This is a genomic window from Rhizobium sp. AQ_MP, from assembly GCF_014237835.1.
Taxonomy (GTDB): domain Bacteria; phylum Pseudomonadota; class Alphaproteobacteria; order Rhizobiales; family Rhizobiaceae; genus Allorhizobium.
Genome location: NZ_JACJVI010000011.1, coordinates 71,243 through 95,732, shown reverse-complemented (window position 1 = coordinate 95,732; position 24,490 = coordinate 71,243). Strand labels below are relative to the sequence as shown.

23 protein-coding genes and 1 tRNA gene are annotated in these 24,490 nt (G+C 60.0%); 12 read left to right on the top strand and 12 right to left on the bottom strand.

The features are described from left to right. Positions 1 to 84: 84 nt before the first annotated feature. The gene (locus H6M51_RS16620) at positions 85 to 2,313 is read right to left on the bottom strand and encodes a bifunctional (p)ppGpp synthetase/guanosine-3',5'-bis(diphosphate) 3'-pyrophosphohydrolase (RefSeq protein ID WP_185810936.1); all 2,229 of its coding nucleotides are present in this window, start codon (positions 2,311 to 2,313) and stop codon (positions 85 to 87) included. Positions 2,314 to 2,412: 99 nt separating this feature from the next. Continuing rightward, positions 2,413 to 2,814 carry a DNA-directed RNA polymerase subunit omega gene (rpoZ, locus tag H6M51_RS16615; protein WP_185810935.1) on the bottom strand — a complete coding sequence of 134 codons (402 nt, stop codon included), beginning with the start codon at positions 2,812 to 2,814 and terminating at the stop codon, positions 2,413 to 2,415. Positions 2,815 to 3,109: 295 nt separating this feature from the next. Here rpoZ and H6M51_RS16610 point away from each other — a divergent pair, with 295 nt between their 5' ends. After that, the gene (locus H6M51_RS16610) at positions 3,110 to 3,694 is read left to right on the top strand and encodes an NYN domain-containing protein (protein ID WP_185810934.1); all 585 of its coding nucleotides are present in this window, start codon (positions 3,110 to 3,112) and stop codon (positions 3,692 to 3,694) included. 100 nt (positions 3,695 to 3,794) lie between these two features. Here the strand turns inward: H6M51_RS16610 and H6M51_RS16605 are convergent, their stop codons facing one another. The 4 genes from H6M51_RS16605 to H6M51_RS16590 all read right to left on the bottom strand — a co-directional run bounded on the left by H6M51_RS16605 (position 3,795) and on the right by H6M51_RS16590 (position 6,450). Further along, entirely contained in the window at positions 3,795 to 4,256 is a 462-nt protein-coding gene (locus H6M51_RS16605) for a GNAT family N-acetyltransferase (RefSeq protein WP_185810933.1), read from the bottom strand. Between the two features lie 273 nt (positions 4,257 to 4,529). Then, complete coding sequence (locus tag H6M51_RS16600) at positions 4,530 to 4,949, bottom strand: DUF3830 family protein (RefSeq protein ID WP_185810932.1); 420 nt, start codon at positions 4,947 to 4,949, stop codon at positions 4,530 to 4,532. A gap of 2 nt (positions 4,950 to 4,951) precedes the next feature. After that, positions 4,952 to 5,428 carry an SsrA-binding protein SmpB gene (gene smpB / locus H6M51_RS16595; protein ID WP_113378446.1) on the bottom strand — a complete coding sequence of 159 codons (477 nt, stop codon included), beginning with the start codon at positions 5,426 to 5,428 and terminating at the stop codon, positions 4,952 to 4,954. A 128-nt stretch (positions 5,429 to 5,556) separates the two neighbouring features. Continuing rightward, entirely contained in the window at positions 5,557 to 6,450 is an 894-nt protein-coding gene (locus H6M51_RS16590) for a helix-turn-helix domain-containing protein (RefSeq protein WP_185810931.1), read from the bottom strand. A gap of 233 nt (positions 6,451 to 6,683) precedes the next feature. Between H6M51_RS16590 and H6M51_RS16585 the strand changes: the two genes are divergently transcribed. Then, positions 6,684 to 8,471, top strand: a complete 1,788-nt coding sequence (locus H6M51_RS16585; protein ID WP_185810930.1) for a PAS domain-containing methyl-accepting chemotaxis protein — start codon at positions 6,684 to 6,686, stop codon at positions 8,469 to 8,471. A gap of 112 nt (positions 8,472 to 8,583) precedes the next feature. Here H6M51_RS16585 and dapA read toward each other — a convergent pair whose 3' ends face one another. Next, the gene (gene dapA / locus H6M51_RS16580) at positions 8,584 to 9,468 is read right to left on the bottom strand and encodes a 4-hydroxy-tetrahydrodipicolinate synthase (protein ID WP_185810929.1); all 885 of its coding nucleotides are present in this window, start codon (positions 9,466 to 9,468) and stop codon (positions 8,584 to 8,586) included. A gap of 221 nt (positions 9,469 to 9,689) precedes the next feature. Between dapA and H6M51_RS16575 the strand changes: the two genes are divergently transcribed. Continuing rightward, entirely contained in the window at positions 9,690 to 11,759 is a 2,070-nt protein-coding gene (locus tag H6M51_RS16575; RefSeq protein WP_185810928.1) for a lytic transglycosylase domain-containing protein, read from the top strand. Between the two features lie 81 nt (positions 11,760 to 11,840). Next, positions 11,841 to 12,719, top strand: coding sequence for an alpha/beta fold hydrolase (locus H6M51_RS16570; protein ID WP_185810927.1), 879 nt, complete (start codon positions 11,841 to 11,843; stop codon positions 12,717 to 12,719). Between the two features lie 85 nt (positions 12,720 to 12,804). On the opposite strand, the gene H6M51_RS16565 is transcribed toward H6M51_RS16570, so the two are convergent. Further along, positions 12,805 to 13,782 carry a porin gene (locus tag H6M51_RS16565; RefSeq protein ID WP_185810926.1) on the bottom strand — a complete coding sequence of 326 codons (978 nt, stop codon included), beginning with the start codon at positions 13,780 to 13,782 and terminating at the stop codon, positions 12,805 to 12,807. Positions 13,783 to 14,024: 242 nt separating this feature from the next. Next, positions 14,025 to 14,115 (bottom strand) — tRNA-Ser (locus tag H6M51_RS16560). Positions 14,116 to 14,720: 605 nt separating this feature from the next. Between H6M51_RS16560 and H6M51_RS16555 the strand changes: the two genes are divergently transcribed. After that, the gene (locus tag H6M51_RS16555; RefSeq protein WP_185810925.1) at positions 14,721 to 15,680 is read left to right on the top strand and encodes a porin; all 960 of its coding nucleotides are present in this window, start codon (positions 14,721 to 14,723) and stop codon (positions 15,678 to 15,680) included. 301 nt (positions 15,681 to 15,981) lie between these two features. Next, positions 15,982 to 16,914, top strand: coding sequence for a site-specific integrase (locus H6M51_RS16550; RefSeq protein WP_185810924.1), 933 nt, complete (start codon positions 15,982 to 15,984; stop codon positions 16,912 to 16,914). A gap of 103 nt (positions 16,915 to 17,017) precedes the next feature. Here H6M51_RS16550 and H6M51_RS16545 read toward each other — a convergent pair whose 3' ends face one another. Then, positions 17,018 to 18,235, bottom strand: coding sequence for an FAD-dependent oxidoreductase (locus H6M51_RS16545; RefSeq protein WP_185810923.1), 1,218 nt, complete (start codon positions 18,233 to 18,235; stop codon positions 17,018 to 17,020). A 333-nt stretch (positions 18,236 to 18,568) separates the two neighbouring features. Between H6M51_RS16545 and H6M51_RS16540 the strand changes: the two genes are divergently transcribed. The 3 genes from H6M51_RS16540 (at position 18,569) to H6M51_RS16530 (ending at position 20,749) form a co-directional block, all read left to right on the top strand. After that, the gene (locus tag H6M51_RS16540; protein ID WP_185810922.1) at positions 18,569 to 18,922 is read left to right on the top strand and encodes a hypothetical protein; all 354 of its coding nucleotides are present in this window, start codon (positions 18,569 to 18,571) and stop codon (positions 18,920 to 18,922) included. Positions 18,923 to 19,109: 187 nt separating this feature from the next. Further along, a complete protein-coding gene (locus H6M51_RS16535) occupies positions 19,110 to 19,526 on the top strand; it encodes a PilZ domain-containing protein (RefSeq protein WP_185810921.1) in 417 nt (138 codons plus the stop codon). Positions 19,527 to 19,636: 110 nt separating this feature from the next. Further along, on the top strand, positions 19,637 to 20,749 hold the full coding sequence (locus H6M51_RS16530; protein WP_185810920.1) for a pyridoxal phosphate-dependent aminotransferase: 1,113 nt from the start codon (positions 19,637 to 19,639) through the stop codon (positions 20,747 to 20,749). A 150-nt stretch (positions 20,750 to 20,899) separates the two neighbouring features. On the opposite strand, the gene H6M51_RS16525 is transcribed toward H6M51_RS16530, so the two are convergent. Then, complete coding sequence (locus H6M51_RS16525; RefSeq protein WP_185810919.1) at positions 20,900 to 21,166, bottom strand: sel1 repeat family protein; 267 nt, start codon at positions 21,164 to 21,166, stop codon at positions 20,900 to 20,902. A gap of 510 nt (positions 21,167 to 21,676) precedes the next feature. On the opposite strand from H6M51_RS16525, the gene H6M51_RS16520 reads away from it, so the two are divergent. Then, positions 21,677 to 22,012, top strand: a complete 336-nt coding sequence (locus tag H6M51_RS16520) for a DUF2147 domain-containing protein (protein ID WP_185810918.1) — start codon at positions 21,677 to 21,679, stop codon at positions 22,010 to 22,012. A 72-nt stretch (positions 22,013 to 22,084) separates the two neighbouring features. Here the strand turns inward: H6M51_RS16520 and H6M51_RS16515 are convergent, their stop codons facing one another. Further along, positions 22,085 to 22,462 carry a glyoxalase superfamily protein gene (locus tag H6M51_RS16515; RefSeq protein WP_185810917.1) on the bottom strand — a complete coding sequence of 126 codons (378 nt, stop codon included), beginning with the start codon at positions 22,460 to 22,462 and terminating at the stop codon, positions 22,085 to 22,087. 235 nt (positions 22,463 to 22,697) lie between these two features. Here H6M51_RS16515 and H6M51_RS16510 point away from each other — a divergent pair, with 235 nt between their 5' ends. Both H6M51_RS16510 and H6M51_RS16505 read left to right on the top strand, forming a co-directional pair. Continuing rightward, positions 22,698 to 22,868 (top strand): hypothetical protein, encoded by a 171-nt coding sequence (locus tag H6M51_RS16510; RefSeq protein ID WP_185810916.1) that lies wholly within the window; start codon positions 22,698 to 22,700, stop codon positions 22,866 to 22,868. Between the two features lie 94 nt (positions 22,869 to 22,962). Beyond that, positions 22,963 to 24,465 (top strand): AMP nucleosidase, encoded by a 1,503-nt coding sequence (locus H6M51_RS16505; protein ID WP_185810915.1) that lies wholly within the window; start codon positions 22,963 to 22,965, stop codon positions 24,463 to 24,465. Positions 24,466 to 24,490 lie beyond the last annotated feature (25 nt).

Below are 24,490 nucleotides of genomic sequence, written 5' to 3'. Positions count from 1 at the left end.
AAGAGAGGCATATTGGTTCGACAACGGGCGACCGCGCCGTCGCCTCACGCTCCTGCCGCATTTCCAGCCGCCCGCCGCCGGGTGTCAGTCGTAGACGCGCTTGACCGTCGAGATGCAGTCGAGCTCCTTCAGCTCGCCGATGAGCTGGCTGAGCTGGCGCAGATCCCAGACCTCGAGATCGATCGCCATTTCCGTGAAGTCGGTGGCGATGCGGATCATGTTGAGGACGCGGATGTTGATGTCGAGGCGGGCAACACACTGCGCGACGGTTGCCAGCGTACCCGGCTCGTTCAGCGCATTGATCAGGATACGAGCGACAAAGCGCGACTTGTTCGCTTCGTCGAGATCCCAGCGCACATCGATCCAGCGCTCCGGCTCGTTTTCGAAGCGCTGCAGGGCAGATGCCTGGATCGGGTAGATGGTGATCCCCTTGCCGTCTTCCATGATACCGACGATCCGGTCGCCGGGGACGGCACCGGCCGGTGCGAAATGCACCTCCGCATTGCCGGAGAGGCCACGGATCGGCAGCGGATCGGGCCCGTCGCCCGCGGTCGGCGCGTCGCCCTTCGGATGGGCGCGGCCGGGGATCTTGAAGACCATGCCGTTGGCGCTGTTCATGGCGAACCAGCCCTCGTCGGAAGAAGGCTTCACGGTGACGCGTTCGTCCTGGTAATCCGGGTAGACCGCCCGCAGGACGTCGAGCGAGGAGGTCTCGCCGCGGCCGACGGAGGCGATTGCGTCCTCCACATCGCGCTGGCCGAGGCGGTGCAGGGCCGGACGCAGGGTGTCCTTGGAGAAGATCTTGCCGGCTCGCTCGAAGGTGCGCTCCAGAATGCGCTGGCCAAGGCCCGCATATTGCTTGCGGATCGCCATGCGGGTGGCGCGGCGGATGGCGGCACGCGCCTTGCCGGTGACGACGATCTCTTCCCAGGCCGCCGGAGGCACCTGAACGCCCGAGCGGATGATTTCCACTTCATCGCCGTTCGACAGGCGGGTGACCAGCGGCATGATCGAGCCGTTGATCTTGGCGCCGACGCAGGTATCGCCGACATTGGTGTGCACGGCATAGGCAAAGTCGATCGGGGTGGCGCCGCGCGGCAGCGCAATCAGCTTGCCCTTGGGCGTGAAGCAGAAGACCTGGTCCTGGAAGAGTTCGAGCTTGGTGTGCTCCAGGAACTCTTCCGGGTTGTCGCCTTCCGCCAGCGCCTCGATCGTGTGGCGCAGCCAGGAATAGGCATTGCTCTCGCGCTTCAGCGGCTCGTTCGGATCGCCGTTTTCCCCGTCCTTGTAGAGGCTGTGCGCCGCAATGCCGTATTCGGCGATGTCATGCATGCGGCGCGTGCGGATCTGAAGCTCGATGCGCTGGCGGGACGGACCGACGATCGTGGTGTGGATCGACCGGTAGTCGTTCTGCTTCGGCGTCGAGATATAGTCCTTGAAGCGGCCGGGCACGACACGCCAGCGGGTGTGGACGATGCCGAGCGCGCGGTAGCAGCCGGGAATGTCGTCGACGAGGATGCGGAAGCCATAGACGTCGGAGAGCTGTTCGAAGGACAGCGACTTCGACTGCATCTTGCGAAAGACGGAATAGGGCTTCTTCTGCCGGCCCTTGACGGAGGTGTTGAGCAGGCCGTTCGCCACCAGCAGCTCGCGCAGCTCGTCCTCGATCTTGGTGATCAGGCCTTCGTTGCGGGTCGAGAGCTCCGCGAGACGGTTGGTCACCGTCTCATAGGCTTCCGGGTTCATGTAGCGGAAGGAGAGATCCTCCAGCTCGTCGCGCATGTCCTGCATACCCATGCGACCGGCGAGCGGCGCATAGATTTCCATGGTCTCCTCGGAAATCCGGGCGCGCTTGTCGTCGCGCATGTGCTCGAGCGTGCGCATGTTGTGCAGGCGGTCGGCGAGTTTGACGAGCAGCACGCGCACGTCATCGGAAATGGCGAGCAGCAGCTTGCGCAGGTTCTCCGCCTGCTTGGCCTTCTTGGTGACGAGGTCGAGCTTCTTGATCTTGGTCAGGCCCTCGACCAGGCGGCCGATATCCTCGCCGAACAATTCGTCGATCTCGGCGCGGGTGGCCGAGGTGTCCTCGATCGTGTCGTGCAGAAGGGCGACCGCAATCGTCGATTCGTCGAGATGCATGTCGGTGAGGATGGCGGCAACTTCGAGCGGGTGGGAGATATAGGGATCGCCGCTGGCGCGTGTCTGCTTGCCGTGCTTCTGCATGGCATAGACATAGGCCTTGTTGAGCAGAGCTTCGTTGGCGTCGGGCTTGTATTTCTGCACCCGCTCCACGAGCTCGTATTGCCGCATCATTCCACGCGTCTCCCACAAACGAAAAAGCGCGCCAGTCGAGACGACTGGCGCACACGTATCCTACAGTCAGATCAAGACTTAAGTCTGATCTATTGACGATTAGTAATCGTCGCTCTTTTCCGGCGGCACGAGGCCTTCGATGCCGGCCAGAAGCTCCTCTTCCGACATCTGGTCGAAAGTGAGGGTTTCGGGCAGTTCGTCCTCTTCGTCGCCCTTGCCGGCGGTGCCGGTGTTGGCGAGCATCGAGCTCGGCTCCTGCTCGGGCTCGTCAACCTCGACGTGCTTCTGCAGAGAATGGATCAGATCTTCCTTGAGATCGTCGGGCGACAGCGTCTCGTCCGCGATTTCGCGGAGTGCCACGACCGGATTCTTGTCCTTGTCGCGATCGACGGTGATCGGCGCGCCCTGCGAAATCTGGCGGGCGCGGTGGCTTGCGAGCAGCACGAGCTCGAAACGGTTCTCGACTTTGTCGATGCAATCTTCAACGGTGACACGGGCCATTGCCTGTCCTTTGCGATCTTGAATGCGTGGGATTGACCGGTGCGATACAGGCAAAGAGCGGCAAATTCAAGTTTTTCGTGCTGGCCCCCTGCCCAGCCCAAAAATGAAGGTCGGAAAAGGCCCTCAAGACACCACATTTCAACTGCAAGATGCTTGGATTGGACCAAACGATGCCCTAGATAGATTTTTATATGATCATTTCATAAATTAATGCGATGATCATATCTTGAGGGGCAAGGTATTGTTTTGATTGCCGATTGCCGAGGCTGTTCATATTTGACCTAAGGATATCCGAATGTTCGATCCTCGCGAGAAAATTGCTCTGTTCATCGACGGCGCCAACCTGTACGCCGCCTCCAAGAGCCTCGGCTTCGACATCGATTACCGCAAGCTGCTGAAAGCTTTCCAGAAGCGCGGCTACCTGCTGCGCGCCTACTATTACACCGCCCTCATCGAGGATCAGGAATATTCCTCGATCCGCCCGCTGATCGACTGGCTGGATTACAACGGCTACAAGGTGATCACCAAGCCGGCAAAGGAATTCACCGACTCCATGGGCCGCCGCAAGGTCAAGGGCAACATGGATATCGAGCTTGCCATCGACGCGATGGAACAGTCCGAGACGGTCGACCATCTCGTGCTCTTCTCCGGCGACGGCGATTTCACCACGCTCGTCGAAGCGCTGCAGCGCAAGGGGCGCAAGGTTTCCGTCGTCTCGACCATGGCAACACAACCTCCGATGATCGCCGACGACCTGCGCCGCCAGTCCGACCACTTCATCGATCTCATGACGCTCAAAGCCGAAATCGGCCGCGACCCGAGCGAACGCGGCGCACCCCGCGCGCCTGAACCGGCAACGGCGAGCGAAGACGAGCACTGAGGGATTTGCCAGCGTAAGGGACGGCGTTCCGAGGGGTTGTCCTGTTCTTGGATAACGCACTGAAATCGGCGCGGGCCGAAGCCCGCGCCGCAACACCCGATCAAAGGGCTTTCCGGAAAATCACCTTGTCGTCGCCGGACGCCCAGAAGTCACGAATTCGCGCTTCTTCGACATAGCCATTGTTCCGGTAGAACTGCCGTGTCTGGTCGAAAGCGGCCGTACCTGAGGTGTCGACGATGAGAATGCGCTGGCGAAGGGCTTTAAGCCTGGCCTCCAGTTCCTTGACGAGTGCAGCTCCGACACCCTTACCTTGCCGCAAAGGCAAGACGGCAATCGCCCGCATATTCCATGTCCCCTCGGTCAACGGCTCAGGCGCCGCATAACAAAAGCCGATGGCACGCCCGCCGTCTTCGCAAGTGAGCCAGAGGTCGTCGTTGCCCTGCTGATCAGTCAGAAATCCGCTCACCAGTTCGGGAAGCAGTTCGGCCGGAAACAGACCGGTTTCCTCCAGCACCGTTTGCAGCGCCGGAATATCATGGGTATTCAAAGGTCTTATGTTCATCTTGGTTGTCTTTCAAACAGCCATGCCAGAGCCTCTGTGACCGTCGGGGGCCATCAGCCCGCAGTTTTGACGGGAAACACCAAGGTCTGGGGAGATCAAGATAGAGCTTGCCGTTAGCTGACGCGAAAGCGCGTCAACTCTCTTCAAACTCGGCAGTCCCAGCAACTGGGATCAGCGGCGCCCCGCATTCGTGAACATAAAATCTCCGACGCCAAGCATCTTGCCCGGCTGATAACGTCATAACAGCCGCGTCCCTGCCTTGCAATGGCAGGATCACATCGCCTCAAAGGCGATATCCTGCGCGCCCTGCCACAGAACCATCTTGCCCATGGCCTCCAGCTGCTCCTGCCCCTTCGTCACCGTCAGGAAATGATTGCCCGCCAGCACGCCCATCTTGCTCGCAAACTGCGAGGAGCCATAGGCGAAGAGCAGTTCCGTTTCGCTGAAGCCGCCGGGATAAAGCAGGATGTCGCCGCGCGAGGGATGGGCCGTGTGGTTTTCGAAACCGGCGCCGAACTGGAAATCGCCCAAGGGCACCCAGACCGCCTCGCCCGACCAGCGCGAATGGATCGCCTGGTTGCGGAACGGCAGGAAGGTCTCAAAAATGCGGCAGGTCTCGGGCGCCTTTTCGCGCTCGAACCTCGCCTCGAAGACGAAGGGGCCGACGGTGACCTTGAGAAACGAGCGCGCCATGATCAGCCCGTCTTCAACAGGCGGGATTTCTGGCGGTTCCAGTCGCGTTCCTTCTCGGTCTCGCGCTTGTCATGCAGCTTCTTGCCCTTGGCGAGCGCCAGCTCCAGCTTCGCCCTGCCCTTCTCGTTGAAATAGATCTTGAGCGGCACCAGCGTCATGCCCTCGCGATTGATCGAGGCGCGCAGGCGGTTGATCTCGCGCTTGGAGAGAAGCAGCTTGCGCCGGCGGCGCGGCTCGTGATTGAAGCGGTTCGCCTGCAGATATTCCGGCAGATGCGAATTGATCAGCCAGATCTCCTCGCCTTCGTCGGAGGCATAGGATTCGGCAATATTGGCCTTGCCCTCGCGCAGCGACTTGACCTCCGTGCCGGTCAAAACCAGACCGGCCTCGTAGGTGTCGACGATCTCATAATTGAAGCGCGCCTTGCGGTTTTCCGCAACGATCTTGTTGACGACGCGCTGTGAGCCTTTGGGGGCCATGGCCTGATCTTCCGTTTCGCCCGGGACTTTGTGGTGGTGTTCGCCTGCGCCCGGGCGGGGCGTGGCGGGTATGACAGGTATGTAATGGAGGATGGGGGGGAAATAAAGGTGGGGGTTGGGTTGATCGATCAGGCGCTTCGGCGAAACTCCAGCGGCGTCCTGCCTGTCGCCGACTTGAAAGACCGGGCGAACTGGCTTGCGCCGTTGAAGCCAGATAGGGCGGCGATGTCGGCGATCGGCAATCGGCTTTTGGCCAAGAGTTGTTTTGCCTTTTCAAGCTTCATCTTCAAGACAAACTGATGTGGAGGCTCGTTGAACGTCGCCTTGAATGCCCGGGCGAAATGAAATCGCGTCAATCCGCACAAACCGGCCAGTTCATCCAGACCAATGTCTCGAGCGAGATTCTCCGTGATGTAGTTCAAGACCAACTCTTGTCTCGATTTGCTGAGATTGCCCGGACCCGCGATGGCATTCGGCCTTATTGCACCTTCCTGCGCCAGTCTGAACATTTCGAGCGCTGCGGTCAGTCCCAGCGTTTCGGCGTAGATCTGCGATGCAGGGCGCTGTTCGTCCGCCATCATGGACGCGAGCTTCTGCATGGTGGCACCGAGCACCTTGTCCTGGAAATAGATATGAGGTCTCGGCTCGAAAGACGTGAATTCTGGCTGCAATTCCTCGTACATCGCCGATGGATCAAAACAAATGACGGTAAAGGCATTCATGCGATCGGCCGGCTTCGCCCAACCGGTGATCTGATGCCCCTCCGGAACGAAGGTCATCTGGTCGCGTAAATCACCCCCGGCGATCGGTTTATCGCCGAGCACCTCCATCTCGCCGTCGAGCAATAAGAGATCGTGATATGCCAGATAGTGGCACGATCCATCCCACTTGAAATCATATTCAGCAGGGAGTTTCAGGCGCGAATACTGCACCGAAAGACCACGCCAGGAGTTTGCCGCATGGGTTTCCACGGGCTGCTCTGGATCTCGAAACTCAAGCTCAAGTTCGGCAAGTTTATCCATGGGTGTCGCTGGCACTCGGGGGCGGGAGGAGAGCAGATACGCTGACTGAGATGAAGTGGTTCACTGACTTGGAGCAAAAAATGAAAAAAAAGCGCAAAAAATGCGCATGTCCATTCGAATCTTCACATATCGTAAATTCCTGGATTTGAGAATTAGCACCATCGGATGCGAGGATTGCCTGAAGCTTTCCGGAGGGACTGGAAGTTGGCAATCCCACTTTTGGGGGCGATGAAATGTTCGGGTTTGGTAGTAATGACGCCAAGGCTATGATGAGCGCGATGGGGAAGTCGCAAGCCATCATCGAGTTCGAAGTTGACGGCACGATTATCACGGCCAACGAGAACTTCTGTAAGGCACTTGGCTATCAGTTGTCAGAAATCGTCGGAAAGCATCATCGAACCTTTGTCGATCCGGTTGAAGCCAACAGCCAAGACTATCGAGACTTCTGGGCGAGGCTCGCAGAGGGCAAGTTCGATCGACGTCAGTATAAGCGATTGGCGAAGGACGGTCGCGAAATCTGGATCGAGGCGTCCTACAACCCCGTTTTCCGAAATGGGAAACTCTACAAGATCGTGAAATTTGCCACCGACATAACGGAGCAGAAACTGCAGGCCGCCGAAGAGCGCGGCAAATTGGAAGCGCTGTCGCGGGCGCAGGCGGTCATCGAATTCCTGCCGAACGGCGAGATCATCACTGCGAACGAGAACTTCCTGAGGACGTTGGGTTATGACCTTTCCGAGATCCGAGGAAAACATCATTCCATGTTCTGTGACCCTGCCTATGTCAGAACTGACGACTACCGTCTGTTCTGGAAGAAACTGGCTGATGGCGAATTTCAGGCCGACGAGTTCAAGCGTTTCGGCAAGGGCGGTAAGCCGGTGTACATCCAAGCTTCCTACAATCCGATATTCGACATGAACGGGAAGGTATTCAAGGTGGTGAAATTCGCCACTGATGTTTCCGAGCGCGTTCGAAACGTCGAACAACTGGCGGAAGCCCTCCAACACCTCTCTTCCGGCGATCTCACACAAGAGCTTCGCTCACCGTTCTTGCCGGCACTTGAGAAGCTTCGCCTGGATTTCAACGAAGCGTCCGCGAAGCTTCGAAATACGCTGCGGACGATCTCCCACAATGCCGGCGCCATTGCCGCTGCGTCCCAACAGATTCAGGCTGCATCAAACGAATTGTCCAAGCGGACAGAGCAGCAAGCTGCCTCGGTCGAGCAAACTGCGGCAGCCCTTGAGCAAATCACGACAACCGTCGGCGATTCCAGCCAGAAGGCTCAAGAGGCCGGTTCACTGGTGCGGCGGACAAAGGACAATGCCGAAAACTCCGGCAGGGTCGTCGGACAGGCGGTCGAGGCGATGGGAAAGATCGAGCAGTCCGCCGGCGAGATCGGCAACATCATCGGTGTGATCGATGAAATCGCCTTTCAGACAAACCTTCTGGCGCTGAACGCCGGTGTCGAGGCAGCCCGCGCTGGAGAGGCCGGCAAGGGCTTTGCGGTCGTTGCCCAGGAAGTCCGGGAGCTCGCCCAGCGTTCTGCAAAAGCGGCCAAGGAGATCAAGGAACTGATCAACACCTCGAATGACCACGTTAAGAGCGGCGTTGCCCTCGTAGGCAACACTGGCAAAGCACTTCAGGAGATTGTCAGCCAGGTGATCCATGTCGACAGCAATGTCGGTGCCATTGTCGATGCGTCCCGGGAACAGGCGACAGGGCTGAAAGAAATCAACACCGCCGTCAACACGATGGATCAAGGCACTCAGAAAAATGCGGCCATGGTCGAGGAAACGACTGCCGCTTCGCATAGCCTGGCGCGCGAAGCGGAACAGCTTTTCGCTCTGCTCAGCCAATTTAACATCGGCGCAGAAGCCGATTCTGCTCGTCTTGCATTCTCGACTGCCCCCGTCGAGTCAAAGCCAGTCGTGCCGCTCAAAGTCAGGAGCACCGGCAAAGTGGCGCATGGGATACAAGGCAATGCAGCGCTCAAAGCCGATAATCACTGGGAAGAATTCTGAGGCACAACCGCATTCTGCTAAGACACCGTCAGCCCATGGTTTGCGGCTGATACAACTTCCGCTCGGCAGAATCAAAAAAGCCGGCGTCTCCGCCGGCCTTCCCATCATCCCCTCAGTTCACCAGTCCCGCATGCTTCAGCGCCGCGTCGATCGCGGCTTCCGTCGAGGCTTCCAGCGTTGCCATCAGCGGCAGGCGGACCTTGCGGTTCATGCCGCGGGTGCGGTTCAGCGCATATTTCGCGCCGCAGAGGCCGGGCTCCATGAAGATGGCCTTGTGCAGCGGCATCAGGCGGTCCTGGTAGGCGAGCGCCTTGGCATAGTCGCCTGCGAGCGTCGCAGCCTGGAATTCGGCACAGAGGCGCGGGGCGACATTGGCGGTGACGGAAATGCAGCCGACGCCGCCATGGGCGTTGAAGCCGAGGGCCGTTGCGTCCTCGCCCGAGAGCTGGACGAAATCCGGCCCGCAGGTGATGCGCTGTTCGGAGACGCGCTCGATCTTGCCGGTCGCATCCTTGACGCCGACGATGTTCTTGTGCGCCTTGGCGAGCGCGCCCATCGTCTCCGGCGACATGTCGATCACCGAGCGGCCGGGGATGTTGTAGATGATGATCGGCAGCGAGACGGCTTCGGCGATCGCCTTGTAATGGGCGATCAGGCCCTTCTGGGTCGGCTTGTTGTAATAGGGGGTGACGACGAGCAGCGCATCGGCGCCGACGGCTTCGGCATGCTGGGCAAGCTCGATGGCCTCAAGCGTGTTGTTGGAGCCGGCGCCTGCAATCACGGGCACGCGCTTGGCGGCCACTTCGACGCAGAGCTCGACGACGCGCTTGTGTTCGGCGTGCGACAGGGTCGGCGATTCACCGGTGGTGCCGACGGGCACGAGGCCAGTCGAGCCTTCAGAGATCTGCCATTCGACATGGGCGGCAAAGGCTTGTTCGTCGACGGCGCCCTGGTCGGTGAACGGCGTGACGAGTGCGGGAATGGATCCCTGATACATGCAATGAACTCCTCGAGCGCCGAGATCCACGCTTCGGCCTCATTCTCAGATTAAATCGGGGGCACATTACTGCGCACCATCAGGTGCGACAAGCGCATCCGCAGGAGATTTGTGACAGATTTCCGCGGCTTCGTTCGAGAGAATGTGATCGGTTGTTTTAAGCTTTTGGTAACCACGGCGACGGCCTACTCTCGCGCATGATGGATGGTTCTGGTGTGTGAATGACGAAGCCTGTTCTTTATGGTTCTGCTCTCGGACTGGGACTTGCCGCGCTTCTTGCCGCGACAAGTGCCGGCGCGCTTTCGGATGTCCCCGTCCCGGCGATGAAGCCGCTGGGCTTCGCCGCGACCAAGGCAGAGCGGCCGTCGCTGGAGACGACGGGAACCATTCCGCGCGGTGAACGGCTTGCCAGTGCAAGTCCGCAGCTGAAATCCGGCCTGGATGCGCTGTCCGACAAGGATGGCGCACGGGCCATCTCGATCCGCAACCGGATGCCCGAGGGCCTCGACCGGCAGATGCTGACCTGGTCGATCGCGATGTCGGGCCTGCGCGACGTGCCGGCGTCCGAAATCGCCGCCGCCCAGCGGCAGCTTCAAGGCTGGCCAGGGCTCAAATCCTTCCGCGCCAATTCGGAAAAGGCGCTGTTTCGCGAAAATCCACCGGCAGAACGGGTCCTTGCGGCCTTTGGCAACACCGCGCCGGAAACGACCGAGGGCACGAGACTTCTTGCACGTGCGCATCTCGCCTCCGGAGATCGCGGCAAGGCGGCCAGCCTGATCCGCAACCTCTGGCGCACGGAGGCGCTGGACGAGGCGACGGAAGACCGCATTCTGGAAGAGTTTTCCGGTCTGCTCGGACCGGCTGATCACCGCGCCCGAATGGACTATCTGATGTATCGCGAGCGCGCCAGACAGGCCAAGCGCTTTGCATCGCTCGGTGAGGCGCAATCCCTTTACAAGGCCTGGGCGGGGCTGATCGCGAAGGCTAACAATGTCGGCGGGCTGATCCAGGCCGTGGATGGCAAGTGGCGCAACGATCCGGCGCTGCTCTTCATCCGGATTGAAAACCTGCGCCGCCAGCAGAAATTCGAGGAAGCGGCCAAGCTTCTGTCGCGGATGCCGCGCGAGCGAGCCGCCCTCGTCAACACCGGGGCCTGGTGGGACGAGCAGCGCATTATTGCCCGTGGGCTCGCCGATCTCGGCCAGTTCCGTGAAGCCTATCGCATCGTTTCCAGTCATGTTGCCACGGAGGCGACCGATGTCGCCGATGCCGAATTCCATGCCGGCTGGTTTGCGCTGCGCGCGCTGAATGATCCGGAGACGGCAAGCCGGCATTTCGCGCGTATCCTCGAGGTCTCCAATCGGCCGCTGTCGGCAAGCCGGGCGTGGTACTGGCTGGGCCGTGCCGCCGAGGTGTCGCGCGATCGCAAGGCTCAGGAGTATTTCGCCCGCGCCGCAGAACATTCCAGTACGTTTTACGGCCAGCTCGCGGCCGCCCGAATCGACAGACCGGGCATCGCGATCCCTTATCCCCGACCCAGCCAGGCGGACCGGACCCGCTTTACGCAGCGCGAAGCCGTGCAGGCGATCGCCCGCTATGAAGCGGCAGGCCACGGCTGGCGGGCGCAGAGCCTCTACCGGGCGCTGGCCGATCAGCTGGAGAGCCCCGGCGAGCTTGCGCTCTTGAGCGCTCGGGCTGAGAAATCCGAAGGCGGGCATCAGCTTTCGCTGCAGATCGGCAAGACCGCCTATGCTCGCGGGATCGACGTGCCGGCACTCGCCTTCCCCGTCGGCGTCATCCCCTCCTCCGCCAATATCGCCGGCTCCGGCAAGGCGCTGGCCTATGCCATTGCCCGACAGGAGAGCGCCTTCAATCCGGCGGCCGTCTCGCCGGCCGATGCGCGCGGCCTGCTGCAACTCCTGCCATCGACCGCGCGCGGCGTTGCCGCCCGGCACGGCCTGGCCTATGCGCCGGAAAAACTGACACGGGATCCGGGCTTCAATGCCACACTCGGAGCGCATTATCTCGGCGAGCAGATCGATCGTTTCGATGGCTCCTATGTGCTCACTTTCATCGCCTACAATGCCGGCGCGAGCAAGGTGCCGGAATGGATCGGCCGATATGGCGATCCGCGCGGCAAATCGATCGACGAGGTCGTCGACTGGATCGAGCGCATCCCCTTTCCGGAAACCCGCAATTACGTGATGCGGGTCATGGAGAACTACCAGGTCTACAAGAGCCGTCTCGGCCAGAAGACCGATATCGTGCATGACCTGCGCTTCGGTCGTTAGGCGCCCTGCCCCCTGACTTGGCTGATGACGGGTGGCCGAGCCTCGGCTAGGCTTGCACCATCACAGCAGGGGAGAAGGCGGATGGGCGGAGCAATCGACCGTTTCATCACCGTGGCGGATGGCTTGAAGCTGCATGTCCGTGTTCACGGCGAGAACAATCCCGGCACTGCAATCATCTGCCTGCCGGGGCTGACGCGCAATGTGCTGGACTTCGAGGACCTCGCCCGCATTTTGGCAGAGGCTCCCCATGACCGACGGATCATAGCCATTTCCTCGCGCGGACGCGGGCTTTCGGATCGGGATCCGCAGCCGGAACGCTATACGATCCCTGTCGAAGCCGGTGACGTCATATCGGTGCTCGACCAACTGGGCATAGAGAGGGCCGCCTTCATCGGCACGTCGCGCGGCGGGCTCATCCTGCATATCCTTGCGATGACGCGTCTCGCGCGGATCGAACGGCTGGTGCTAAACGATATCGGCCCGGTGCTGGAGCTGGAAGGCTTGCGGCAGATCCAGGCCTATCTCGGCAACCGGCCGACGCCGACGAGTATGGGAGAGGCGGCAGAGATCCTGCTGATGACCCATGGTGCGGAGTTTCCCTTGCTCGATGCGCGCGACTGGGGGCAGATGGCGCGGGCGCTCTATCGGGAGATTGACGGTCGATGGGTTGCCGATTTCGATCCTGCCATAGCAGAGCAGTTCCGTGCCGCCGACCTCAGCCAACCGTTTCCCGATCTTTGGGCGCCATTTGCGCAGTTCCGGGATATCCCGCTGATGGTTATCAGAGGGGAGCATTCGAGGCTGCTGTCGCCGGAAACCGTCGAGGACATGACACGGCGACATCCCGATTGCGTGGCGATCGAAGCCTCGGGCCAGGGTCATGCACCGCTTTTGCATCTTGGCGGCCTCGCCGAGCAGCTGGCAGATTTCCTGAGGAGCGAGGCGAAGTCGGCGGCCTGACTTTCGAACGTCCGTTCAAGGCCAGCGCCAAAACAGAAGAGCCCGGCACTAGGCCGGGCTCCCCTTATCCGATCTGGAGATCGAATTAGAACGAACGGATCAGGCGAACGAAGCCGGTCCAGTCCTTGGTGTCGCCCTTGTTGTAGTCGACAGTGGTGTCGAGCTTCAGGCCAGAGGCGATAGCGTAGGAAGCGAGAACGCCACCGGTGGTGTAGTCGACGTTGTTGAACTGCTCGACGAAGTTAACCGACGGGGTGATCTTCAGCTTTTCGGTTGCCTGGAAGCCGTAAGCAGCGCCAACGGTCCACTCGACGGTGGAGACGTAAGCCGAACGATCCGAAGCCCATGCGCCGTACAGTTCGAAGGTGCCCGGACCTACAGCAGCCGAAGCCTTACCGGAGATGTAGCCTTCGTCAGCCTTGGTGTCGTAACCGCCCCAGAGGGTGAGGGTTGCAACGCCGAGGGTAGCCGAAGCCATGCCCTGTACGCCGAATGCGCCGTCAGCCTGACGGAGTTCGTCAACGCCGAGACCAACGGTGAATGCGTCGGTTGCGTAGACGTAGTTTACAGCGTCGAACTTGGCGGCGGAGATGAAGGTGTCGTTTTCACCGGAGATGCCGATGTCGTCAGCAAAGGTGTTGAAGTGACCGGCCTTGAAGCCGCCAACGGTCAGGTAAGCCTGGTCGATGACGAAGCTGGTTGCGTCCGAAGTCGCTTCGAGCTGGATGTAGGAGCTGATGACGCCAACTTCAGAGTCGTTGGTCGCAGTGAAGTTTACGCGAGCGCGGGTCTGGAAGTCGTCGGTGTTGATGCCGGTGTCAACGCCGTTAACGCGGCGCGGAGCGTTGTTGTTGTTCCAGTCATAAGCGAAACGAACTTCGCCGCCGATCTTGAGGCAGGTTTCGGTGCCGGGGATGTAGAAGAAGCCGGTGCCGAAGGCGTCGCAAACGCGAACGTATTCCATGGGCTCGGGCTCAGCAGCGACGATTGCGTCAGCAGCCTGAGCGCCGGAAACTACTGCCAGAGCAGCAGCGGAGCCGAGAAGAAGGCTCTTGATGTTCATTATTGACCTCCAGTCAATTATGGAGGCAGTGCCGGCCGAAGAGTCGCTTTAAATGTTATGTTTCAGACACTTGGCCTGTTCTCCGGAATCTCGCCGGCAGCCGCGACGCGCCAGATCACCAGTCGGCCTGGCCACGCGGAGCCTCTTGCCGGAGCTCGCTGAAGCGTGATGTCACGACCTTGGCAGCGCAGCAGCGAATGCCGGCGCAGTCAGTCTCGTTCGTCTGAAAGGAAAAATCATGATGGCGGAGAGGAAGGGATTCGAACCCTCGATACGCTTTTGACGTATACTCCCTTAGCAGGGGAGCGCCTTCGACCACTCGGCCACCTCTCCGGTGCCGCCTGATTATTTGCTTGAATCGGTGATTGCAAGGCCTTTTATCTGCTCTCAACATTTTAGAACGCCCAGACTTAAGGCGGCTGATTGTCCCGCCGGCGAGCGCGTCGGTCGAATCGGGCCGTCCTCTGGACATGATTCTGTCACGTCGGGGACCATCTCACGCCGATTTTCTCTGCCAGGATCCGGAAATGAAGGACGGAACAATGCAGCCAGGCCGCGAGGCAGGAAGGTTCTAACTGCAACTTTTCGCGGAATCCTGTGCCAAATTGGGAAGCCTGGCTCCCTCTCAACATTAGGGGGAAATGCCAATCACTCGATGTAAGCGGCGGTTTTTTCTGGCTTTTCTTAACAAACCGTAAATGGATGTGGACCCTCGGAGGGCGGTTTGTGGCCTTTTCGCAACAGCCGGAGTGGAAGGGCATCGCCTTTTCCTCCATTCGACTGTTTGGTGATTGCATGACCGACCGGGTTTTGTATTTTCAACCTCGGAAGCGAGGCGGTGGATCGTCCGTCTTCTGAAACCGACGGGGATGGGGCAGGGAATGCTGTCCTTCAGCCAAATAACCCAGACCCATACGAAACTTGACTGGAGGTCAATAATGAACATCAAGAGCCTTCTTCTCGGCTCCGCTGCTGCTCTCGCAGTAGTTTCCGGCGCTCAGGCTGCTGACGCAATCGTCGCTGCTGAGCCCGAGCCCATGGAATACGTTCGCGTTTGCGACGCCTTCGGCACCGGCTACTTCTACATCCCCGGCACTGAAACCTGCCTCAAGATCGGCGGCGAAGTTCGCTTCGCTTACGACTGGAACAACAGCAACGCCGTTGCTACCCGCAACACCGACGACTTCCAGACCCGCGCTCGCCTCGTCATCGAATCCAAGAACGACTCGGAAGTTGGCACCATCGGTTCCTACATCCGTCTCGAAGGCACCAGCGACGGTACGCAGGGCGTCGTCCTCGACCAGGCTTACCTGACCGTTGGTGGCTTCAAGGCTGGTTACTTCCTGACCTGGGCTGACGACATCGGCATCACCGGCGAAAACGATACCTTCATCACCAATGCCAAGTTCGACTCGGCCAGCTACACCTACACGGCTGACGCGTTCACCGTTGGTCTCGGCGTTGACGAACTCCGTCAGGCTGACGGCGCATTCGGCGTACAGGGTCTCGCTTCCGCCACGCTCGGCGTTGCAACCGTCACCCTCTGGGGCGGCTTCGACACCAAGGCCGACGAAGGCTACGTCGTTGGTAAGGTTGCTGCTGGCGTAGGCCCGGGCACCTTCGAACTGTACGGCGCATGGGCATCCGGCGTTTCGCACTACGTCTCGACCGTTGAGTGGACCGTTGGCGCTGCTTACGGCTTCCAGGCAACCGAAAAGCTGAAGATCACCCCGTCGGTTAACTTCGTTGAGCAGTTCAACAACGTCGACTACACCACCGGTGGCGTTCTCGCTTCCTACTCGATCGCCTCTGGCCTGACGCTCGACACCACTGTCGACTACAACAAGGGCGACAGCAAGGACTGGACCGGCTTCGTTCGCCTGATCCGTTCGTTCTAATCCACAGCGGATTACGAAAAAGTGTGGGGTTCGGCTTGTTGCAAGCCGGACCCTTCGCCGTAACTCAAGACCGCTGCCCCCGATTTCAATCTTTTGAGGGGGTTAGCGACATCTTCGTGACGTTGCAGTCAAATCAAAGGAGTGCATCTGAAAGCATTTGTCAGGCTTGAAGCGAGCCATTCCGGAAAAGTTTGTGCGATTCTGCACTATACTTTTTATAAGATATAACGATATGTAAGCCCGTGGGGACGGGCGGTGAGCCCGTTCGCGTGCTCGCCAAAAAGGGAAATTTGGGGGATCTATGCAGGTGGAAATGCCGGCCGCAGCGGGTTTTGACGTCTTTTCAGGCGTGCCCGATTATTCGGTTCATTATCAATACAGACAGGGAACGATCCTGCACGAGGTGCGCGAGACCACCTTGCGCGAACTGTTCGGCAAGTATGGCGACCTGTTATGGATGAATGGCAGCCACAAATATAACGTAACCAATTTTATCGGAGAGCTTCACGATCTCCTTGATTTTCCGAGCTTCTCGACTTTTTCCCAGGAGATGCTCGACCAATTGATCGGCAAATTGCGCAAACGCGGTAACAGCAATGCCACCATCAACCGAAAGATGGCGGCCTTAAGCAAACTGCTGCGAAAGGCGTCCAAAATGGGAGACGTTCACAGTCTGCCTGAATTCAAGCGCCAGAAGGAGAAAGCGGGCCGCATCCGCTTCCTCGACAAGGATGAGGAGGATCTCCTGTTCTCCGAAATCCGGGCGCATTCTGAGCTTTATTACCGGTTCTGCCTCTTCCTGGTCGATACCGGCGCCCGTCTCAGCGAAGGTCTGAACCTGCGTTGGGGCGACATTCACAAGGACCGCGTGACCTTCTGGGTGACGAAATCCGGCCGCTCGCGCTCGGTGCCCCTCACCCACCGGGCTCTTGCGGCCATCGAAGCATCAGACCGTCGTTACTCCGGTCCGTTCGCCGAGATCGATCAGCAGCGTTTCCGCGTTGCGTGGCACAATGCCAAGGACGCGGTGGGCTTCGAAGACGACAAGGATGTCGTGCCGCATGTGCTGCGTCACACATGCGCATCGCGGCTGGTTCAGGGCGGCATCGATATCCGCCGTGTCCAGATGTGGCTCGGGCATCAGACGCTCTCCATGACCATGCGTTACGCGCACCTGGCGTCGCATGATCTCGACATGTGCGTGCCCATCCTGGAACGTGCGGCAGCTTCGTGAGGGATACGGCGATCTAAAATGCCACAGGGCCGGCCTTGTCCGGCCCTTCGTTTTACAGGGTGATCTCCTGCCCTGCCCCGTCAGCGACGGCGGATCCGTGGCCTCAGGCTATCAAGCCCTTCAGGTCGAATGCCGGGTCTTCGATCATCACCGGATCGGCGGATCGTCCGAGGTCAAGAAGCTTCTTGCCTGTCACATAGGCCTTGGCGTCATTGATGGCGTCCACGGCGATCAGCGCATCCCCCTGGAAATACCAGATCGACAAACTTCCCTCGCGGGCTCCTGGGCGCAGAACCGTCCTGTCATATCCCAGATTGAAGCCGGCGATCTGCAGCTTGACGTCATACTGATCGGACCAGAACCAGGGCTTCGGGCGATAGGGCTCGGAGCTTCCGGCCATGGTCGCGGCAACGGCCTCCGCCTGATCGACCGCATTCTGCACCGATTCAAGCCTGACCTGCTCGCCCTTCCACGTCTGAACGGCACAGTCACCCATGGCAAAGATGGCCGGATCGCTGGTGCGACCGAAACTGTCGACGACGATGCCATTCTGAACCTCAAGGCCGGCATCGGCGGCAAGGCGATCGTTGGGACTGACGCCGATGCCGACGATGACCATGTCGACATCGATCACCCGGCCGTCTGCTAGTTCAGCAGCCCGCACCCTGCCCTCCTCGCCCATCAACCGGGTCAGACCGGTCTTTTCATGGATGCGCACGCCTTCCCTTTCGTGGATCGCTCGGATGGCATCCGCCGTCTCCCGAGCCGCCACACGGGCAAGAATGCGATCCGCCATTTCAATCAGCGTAACATCCAGCCCCAGCTTCCGGGCAACGGCCGCAGCCTCCAGACCAATGTACCCCCCCCCAATGATCAACAGCTTGTGGCCGGGTTTCATCTCGGTCGTCAGGCGATCGGCATCGGCCTTGTCGCGGACGGTGTAGACGCCGTCGAGATCGCCGCCGATGGCAGCCGGCAGGCGGCGTGGTGTCGCTCCGGTTGCCAGAGCGAGGGTCCCGTAGGCGATATCGCTGCCATCAAACAGCTTGACGACGCGCTTTTCGCGATCAATTGCCTCGACAGGGGTCGACAAGCGGATATCGACCTCATTTTCGGCAAACCAGGTTTCGGGCCGAAACATCAGGCGATCAAAGGTCATCTCGCCGAGCAGATACTTCTTGGAAAGCGGCGGTCGCTGGTAGGGAAGAACGGGTTCGGCGCCCAGCAGCATGATCGGGCGGTCGTCCTTCAACGCGCGCAGTTTCGCCGCCAGCGCAAATCCTGCCTGTCCCGCTCCGACAATCACCAGTCGTTCCGTCACGATGTCCACTCCCTGCTGCTTCATGCCCCGCCGGAATCGCGGCCGATTGACCAGCGAAGGGCGCAGCAACGCCTAGCTTTGTGGCGATTTGCGGTCAAGTTTGTCCGGCACCATTCGGTCTTGCCTTTGCATGTGAGCGACGCACCGTCCAAGGGCGCGCGTTCTTGGCCAAGCTGGGGCAAAGCCCCAGATCGGGACAGGTGTCGAGCGGGCGAAACCGCTGTCAAAGCTCAACAATTGGAGTGAAGCGTGCAATTTGAAAGATTGCATGCACGATCCGGTAAGGACCATGGCCTAGAGTGTCAGTGTAACTTGACGCTGTAGGAGGGTGACATGCCCTTGCAGAGGATACCTGACGCGAAATCGGACATCCCCAGGGATCAGATTTTCGAGAAGTTCAAGATTGACCGTCCGGGCAAGATCGTCTTCGTCGGTCACCACCTCAGCATGGCCCGCTCGCAGCGCTGCCTCATCCGCACGATCTCTCTCTACGGCGCCGAACTCGACGTCTCGCCGCATGTGCAGGTGCCGCCGAATTTCTTCCTGGAGATTCTCGGCATCCATGATGACATCGGTTGCACGCTGATCCGCCGCGAGGCCGAGAAGCTGACGGTCGGCTTCAACATGCTGATCGACCCGGAATTCCTCCATCACGTGGTCCGCCTGTCCTTCGAAACCAGCCACTGATCGGTTTGGCAACGCGTGAGTGTTGGCAGTGGGATGCGATCAGGTCGCGGTGCGATCCCGTGCGAGACGTCCCGGCCGCATTTTTAAAGTCGAATATTCGCAGCCTTTAAAATTTGAACGAACTTATTGATGCTACTGCAAATATTAGCCCTCACAGTAAGATACAGGAAAATTTGGGGAGCCGCTCATGGCGATGGAGAATGCGACGCATCTGGCTGGAGTGAGCTCTGAAATGTACGAGCGCAAATGGGAGCGCTTCTACGTTCGCCGGCCGGCCAAGGTCATGTCGGTCAGACCGGGCCTGACGGGCATCACCATTCGCAGCTGTGAGGTCGTCGACATCTCCCAAGGCGGTGCTGCGCTCGAGCTCACCACGGCGATCGGCCTCTCCTCTCATTATTATCTGCAGATCGTCGGGCTTGCCGATCGCATTGGCTGTGCCGAGGTCTATCGCAATGGGAGCCGCGTGGGCGTGAAGTTCATCGCGCCCATTTCCGAACATATGCTGCATCGGATTGTCCGCGCCGACTTCCTGCTCGGCGACGCGGTCAATACACCGCTCAGACCGTTTCAGAACGGCGCAGGCGCACGCCTGGGTCGCTGATCTCCTTCATGACATGATCGAGTTGCGCGAGGCTCCTTCCGGGCCTTGCGTTGGCCGCAGCGCCTCCTATGGTATTCGGACTGAACCCACCTGCCGGATGCCACTTCTTCATGACCGCATTTTCTCGCTTCACGCCGCTTGCCGCCTCGCTTCCCGCCACGGTGCCCTTTGTCGGGCCGGAAGCCATTGAGCGCCAGCGCGGCCTTACCGTTCGTGCCCGCATCGGCGCCAATGAAAGCGGCTTTGGCCCGGCGCCATCGGTTCTTTCCACCATCGCCGAAAAGTCGGGTGAGATCTGGAAATACAATGACCCGGAAAACCATGCCCTGAAAAACGCGCTTGCTGCGCATCTTCATCTGAGGCCCGAAAACTTCGTCATCGGCGAGGGTATCGACGACCTGCTCGGCCTGATCGTGCGGCTGGTGATCGAACCCGGCATGCCGGTCGTGACCTCGCTTGGCGCCTATCCGACCTTCAATTTCCATGTGAACGGGTTCGGCGGACGCCTGGTTACGGCGCCTTACCGGGATGACCGCGAGGATCTCGATGCGCTTCTGGCGCTTGTACGCCAGGAAGACGCTCCGCTCGTCTATTTCGCCAATCCCGACAATCCGATGGGCAGTTGGTGGGATGCTGGCAGCATCGTCGCCTTCGCCCGTGCCCTTCCGTCGACGACCCTGCTCGTTCTCGACGAGGCCTATAGCGAGACGGCTCCGGAAGGTTCGATCCCGGCGGCGGATGCGCTGATCGATCTGCCGAATGTCATCCGCACCCGCACCTTCTCCAAGGCCTACGGGCTTGCCGGCGCGCGCGTGGGCTACGGCATCGGCACGCCGGGTACAGTCTCGGCCTTCGACAAGATCCGCAACCATTTCGGCATGCCACGCCTCTCGACCGAAGCCGCGCTCGCCGCCCTGCGTGATCAGGACTATCTCAGCGAGATTGTCGGGCGGATCAGGGCGACGAGAGACAGGATCGCCGCGATCGCGCGGGCCAACAGCCTCGAGCCTCTGCCCTCGGCGACCAATTTCGTGGCCATCGATGCCGGGCGCGACGGCGTCTATGCCCGGGCCATCGTTGACGGCCTGATGGAGCACGGCGTCTTCATCCGCATGCCAGGCGTCGCCCCGCTCAACCGCTGCATCCGCGTCTCGACGGGACTGCCCGCCGACATCGATCTGTTCGAGGAGGCTTTGCCGAAGGTGCTCAAGGCCCTCGGCTGACTTTCCAGCAATGAAGAAGACCGCGCCGGCCTTGTCCCTGCCGGTCGCGGTCTTGAAAAGTGTTGGCCCTGGCCCCGTCCAAAGGTCCCCGCCACGTTCCCCACTCGGGTTATTCTAGTGATGCCCTGCCGCTGGTGCGGCCGGAATTGGTCAGTGCATGGTCATCCATTCGCGGGCGGCACGGAGCGCCTCGGCGAGCTCGGACTTCGTCATGCTGTGGGCGAGATCGGCGCGAAGTTCAGCGGCGCGGTCGCAGCCCTTGATCGCGGCGATGTTCAGCCACTTGTGTGCCGACACCAGGTCAACAGGGCAACCGCGACCGGTCGCATACATCAGGCCCATGTCGCGGAAGACGTCGGCCCGGGTTTCGCCACCCATCGTGGCATTTTCGGAATTGTGCATTTCAAAGCGTGCCATTGGTTTTGTCCCTGTTTGCCTAGTTTCTCAGTCGTCCCTGTTTTCCCTTGCGGGCCCTTCCGAAACGGCGCCGGATCTTTGTCCGGTCATTCTCGTGTCGGTCGGGTTTGGCGGGGTTTTTCCCTGCTCGTTTGATGGGTTCACTATGCCAAACGGGCTTCAAAACTCGCTTAAAATGCATCCTTAATTTGCTGAAAACAAAGTACAAAAGCTTCGTAAACTTCGGATTCCGTTAAGTATCACAGGCCTTGCAACTCAAGGATTTTGTCGCAAATTTTACGAATGCTTCACGCTGGCAAATCAACGGATTCTTCACCACGATTTCGGAAGGCATTCTGCAAAAACGCCGGATTTGCAGTGATCAGCACCTTTCCACCGCTCCCTTTTCACGGCGGATTGCATTTTACCTTTACGTGTGCGTAAGATTATTCTTAACCGTTGGACCGGCTGCGGAGAGGACCGTCTCCGACCACGGGAGAGCACCATCATCTCGGGAGGAGAGTTCAGACCATGCGTTCCATCATCATTGCGGCAGCATTCGCGCTTTCGGCCTTCACCGCCCAGGCCGCCGAGCCCATCGAAGGCAACTGGAAGACGGCTTCCGGCGCCACCGCCCAGATCGCTCCCTGCGGCGGTTCGTTCTGCGTGACGCTGAAGAGCGGCGAGCACAGCGGCAAGCAGATCGGCAAGCTGGCCGGCAGCGGCGACAGCTACAAGGGCGAGATCACAGACCCGGAAACCGACAAGACCTATTCCGGCTCCGGCTCGGTTTCGGGCAATTCGCTCAAGATGAAGGGCTGCGTCATGGCCGTGCTCTGCAAGAGCCAGACCTGGACGCGCCTCTGAGGCATCGGACAGACGACCATCGACATGGGGCGCCGGCTGCAACCGGCGCCCCTTTTCTATTCTCGCGATGCGTCAGATGGGCTGACCGACATCAATGCGGTTGCCATCCGGATCCGCAAAGACGAAGGCCCGCAGGCCATAGTCCTTGTCCTGAAGCCGCTTGATGATCCGCAGGCCCTGCCTCTGGATCAGTTCATGCAGCACATCGACATTCTCCACCATCATGTGTGCGACGTTGAATGCGGGCGCCTTGTGGTCCGGCTGCAAGGTCAGATGCAGTTCGGCCCCGTCTTTCTCAAGAATCATGAAGCCGACGGGATTGCCGTTTTCAAAGACGTTCTCGAAGCCGAGCACACCGACATAGAAGTCGGTCGCGCGTTTCATGTCGGCGACGGGCAGCATGGCTGCAATCCGGCCGAAGCGGATGGGTTGCTGGGCAGTGTCATTCATGGCTGTCACCACGGTTGCCGGAAGGCCATGTCGGACGGCGACGGTGCACCAGTCGCACGGCATTTCCGGAAGGAAAGATGGCGGGGCGGTGCCCGCTGATGTCCATTATCACCGCAAGTTCGACAAAGGGAAATGCCGGTTAACCCTTCTGAATGCCAGATGAACTTGCATCTCAGGCCGCATTCAGACCCGTTCCGCTAAAACCGGTCTCAACAGATCGGAAAGGAGCAAGGACATGAACAGGCTGGCACGGCGCTTCACCATCATCTCGCTCACAATGGCAATGTTCGCCTTCGCCTTCGGCCAGCTGGTGGTCAGCAGCCAGCCCAGCGTCCGACACATGTCCTCGGGCCTCGTCGCAAGCTGCGCGCCAACCGGTCTCAACAGCTGCCGTCCGACATTCTGATTGTGGTCGGCAACACCGAGACGCTCCGCAAAGAATCTTGACGCACCGTTGCGGACGTCGTTTGCTTGTCAAGCTTGGTCTCCTATAATGCGTCATGAACACACGAATCTCATCTCCCGCCGCCCTGAACACCATCAGCCCCGAGTCCTTCGCGCCTCAGGTCTTCACGGATGCCACTGCCGCCGTGGACGCGCTGACCGCGCTTTATGAGCGCAACACCAACTTCCTGATCAATGCCTTCTCGGCGCTGGCCAAGGGCGGCGCGATCGAGGGGCGGTATAGGTCCTTCTATCCGCAGGTCAGCATCGAGACGACGAGCTTCGGTCATGTCGACAGCCGTCTCTCCTACGGCCATGTCACATCGCCGGGGATCTATACGACCACCATCACCAGACCCCCACTGTTTCGGCACTACCTGAAGGAACAGCTGGGGCTGCTCATGCGCAATCACCAGGTGCCGATCACCGTTTCGGAATCCACCACACCGATCCCGCTGCACTTCGCCTTTGGCGAGGGCGCCCATGTCGAGGCTTCCGCGGGCGGTCTGGCCGACATGCAACTGCGTGACATCTTCGACACGCCCGATCTGACCGTCACCGATGACGAAATCGCCAATGGTGAATACGAGCCGCTGCCCGGCGAACCGCATCCGCTGGCGCCGTTCACCGCCCAGCGCATCGATTATTCGCTGGCGCGGCTATCGCATTACACGGCAACGAGTGCCAACCACTTCCAGAACTTCGTGCTGTTCACGAACTACCAGTTCTACGTTGATGAGTTCTGCGCCTATGCCCGCAAGCTGATGGCGGAAGGCGGCAGCGAATACACGGCCTTCGTCGAGCCGGGCAATATCCTGACGCCATCAGGCCATGCTGAGCCGACCGAGGGGGTGGCGCTAGGACGTCTGCCGCAGATGCCGGCCTATCACCTGAAGAAGAAGGGCCATGCCGGCATCACCATGGTCAATATCGGCGTCGGCCCCTCAAACGCCAAGACGATCACCGACCATATCGCCGTTCTGCGCCCGCATGCCTGGCTCATGCTCGGCCATTGCGCGGGGCTGCGCAACAGCCAGCGGCTCGGCGACTATGTGCTGGCGCATGCCTATATGCGCGAGGATCACGTGCTCGACGACGACCTGCCGGTCTGGGTACCGATCCCGGCGCTGTCGGAAGTGCAGCTTGCGCTGGAAGACGCCGTCGAGGAGATCACCGGCTACGAGGGCTTCGAACTGAAGCGCATCATGCGCACCGGCACGGTCGCCACGATCGACAACCGCAACTGGGAACTGCGCGACCAGCGCGGCCCGGTAAAGCGGCTGTCCCAGGCACGTGCCATTGCACTCGACATGGAATCGGCGACGATCGCCGCCAACGGCTTCCGCTTCCGCGTGCCCTATGGAACGCTGCTCTGCGTCTCCGACAAGCCGCTGCATGGCGAACTCAAGCTGCCGGGCATGGCGACCGCCTTCTACAAAACGCAGGTCAGCCAACATCTCCAGATCGGCATCCGCGCGCTCGAAAAGCTCGGTGCCATGCCGACCGAGAAGCTGCATTCGCGCAAGCTCAGAAGTTTCTTTGAGACGGCATTCCAGTAAACAAAGGATAGTCGGGCGGCCCTTG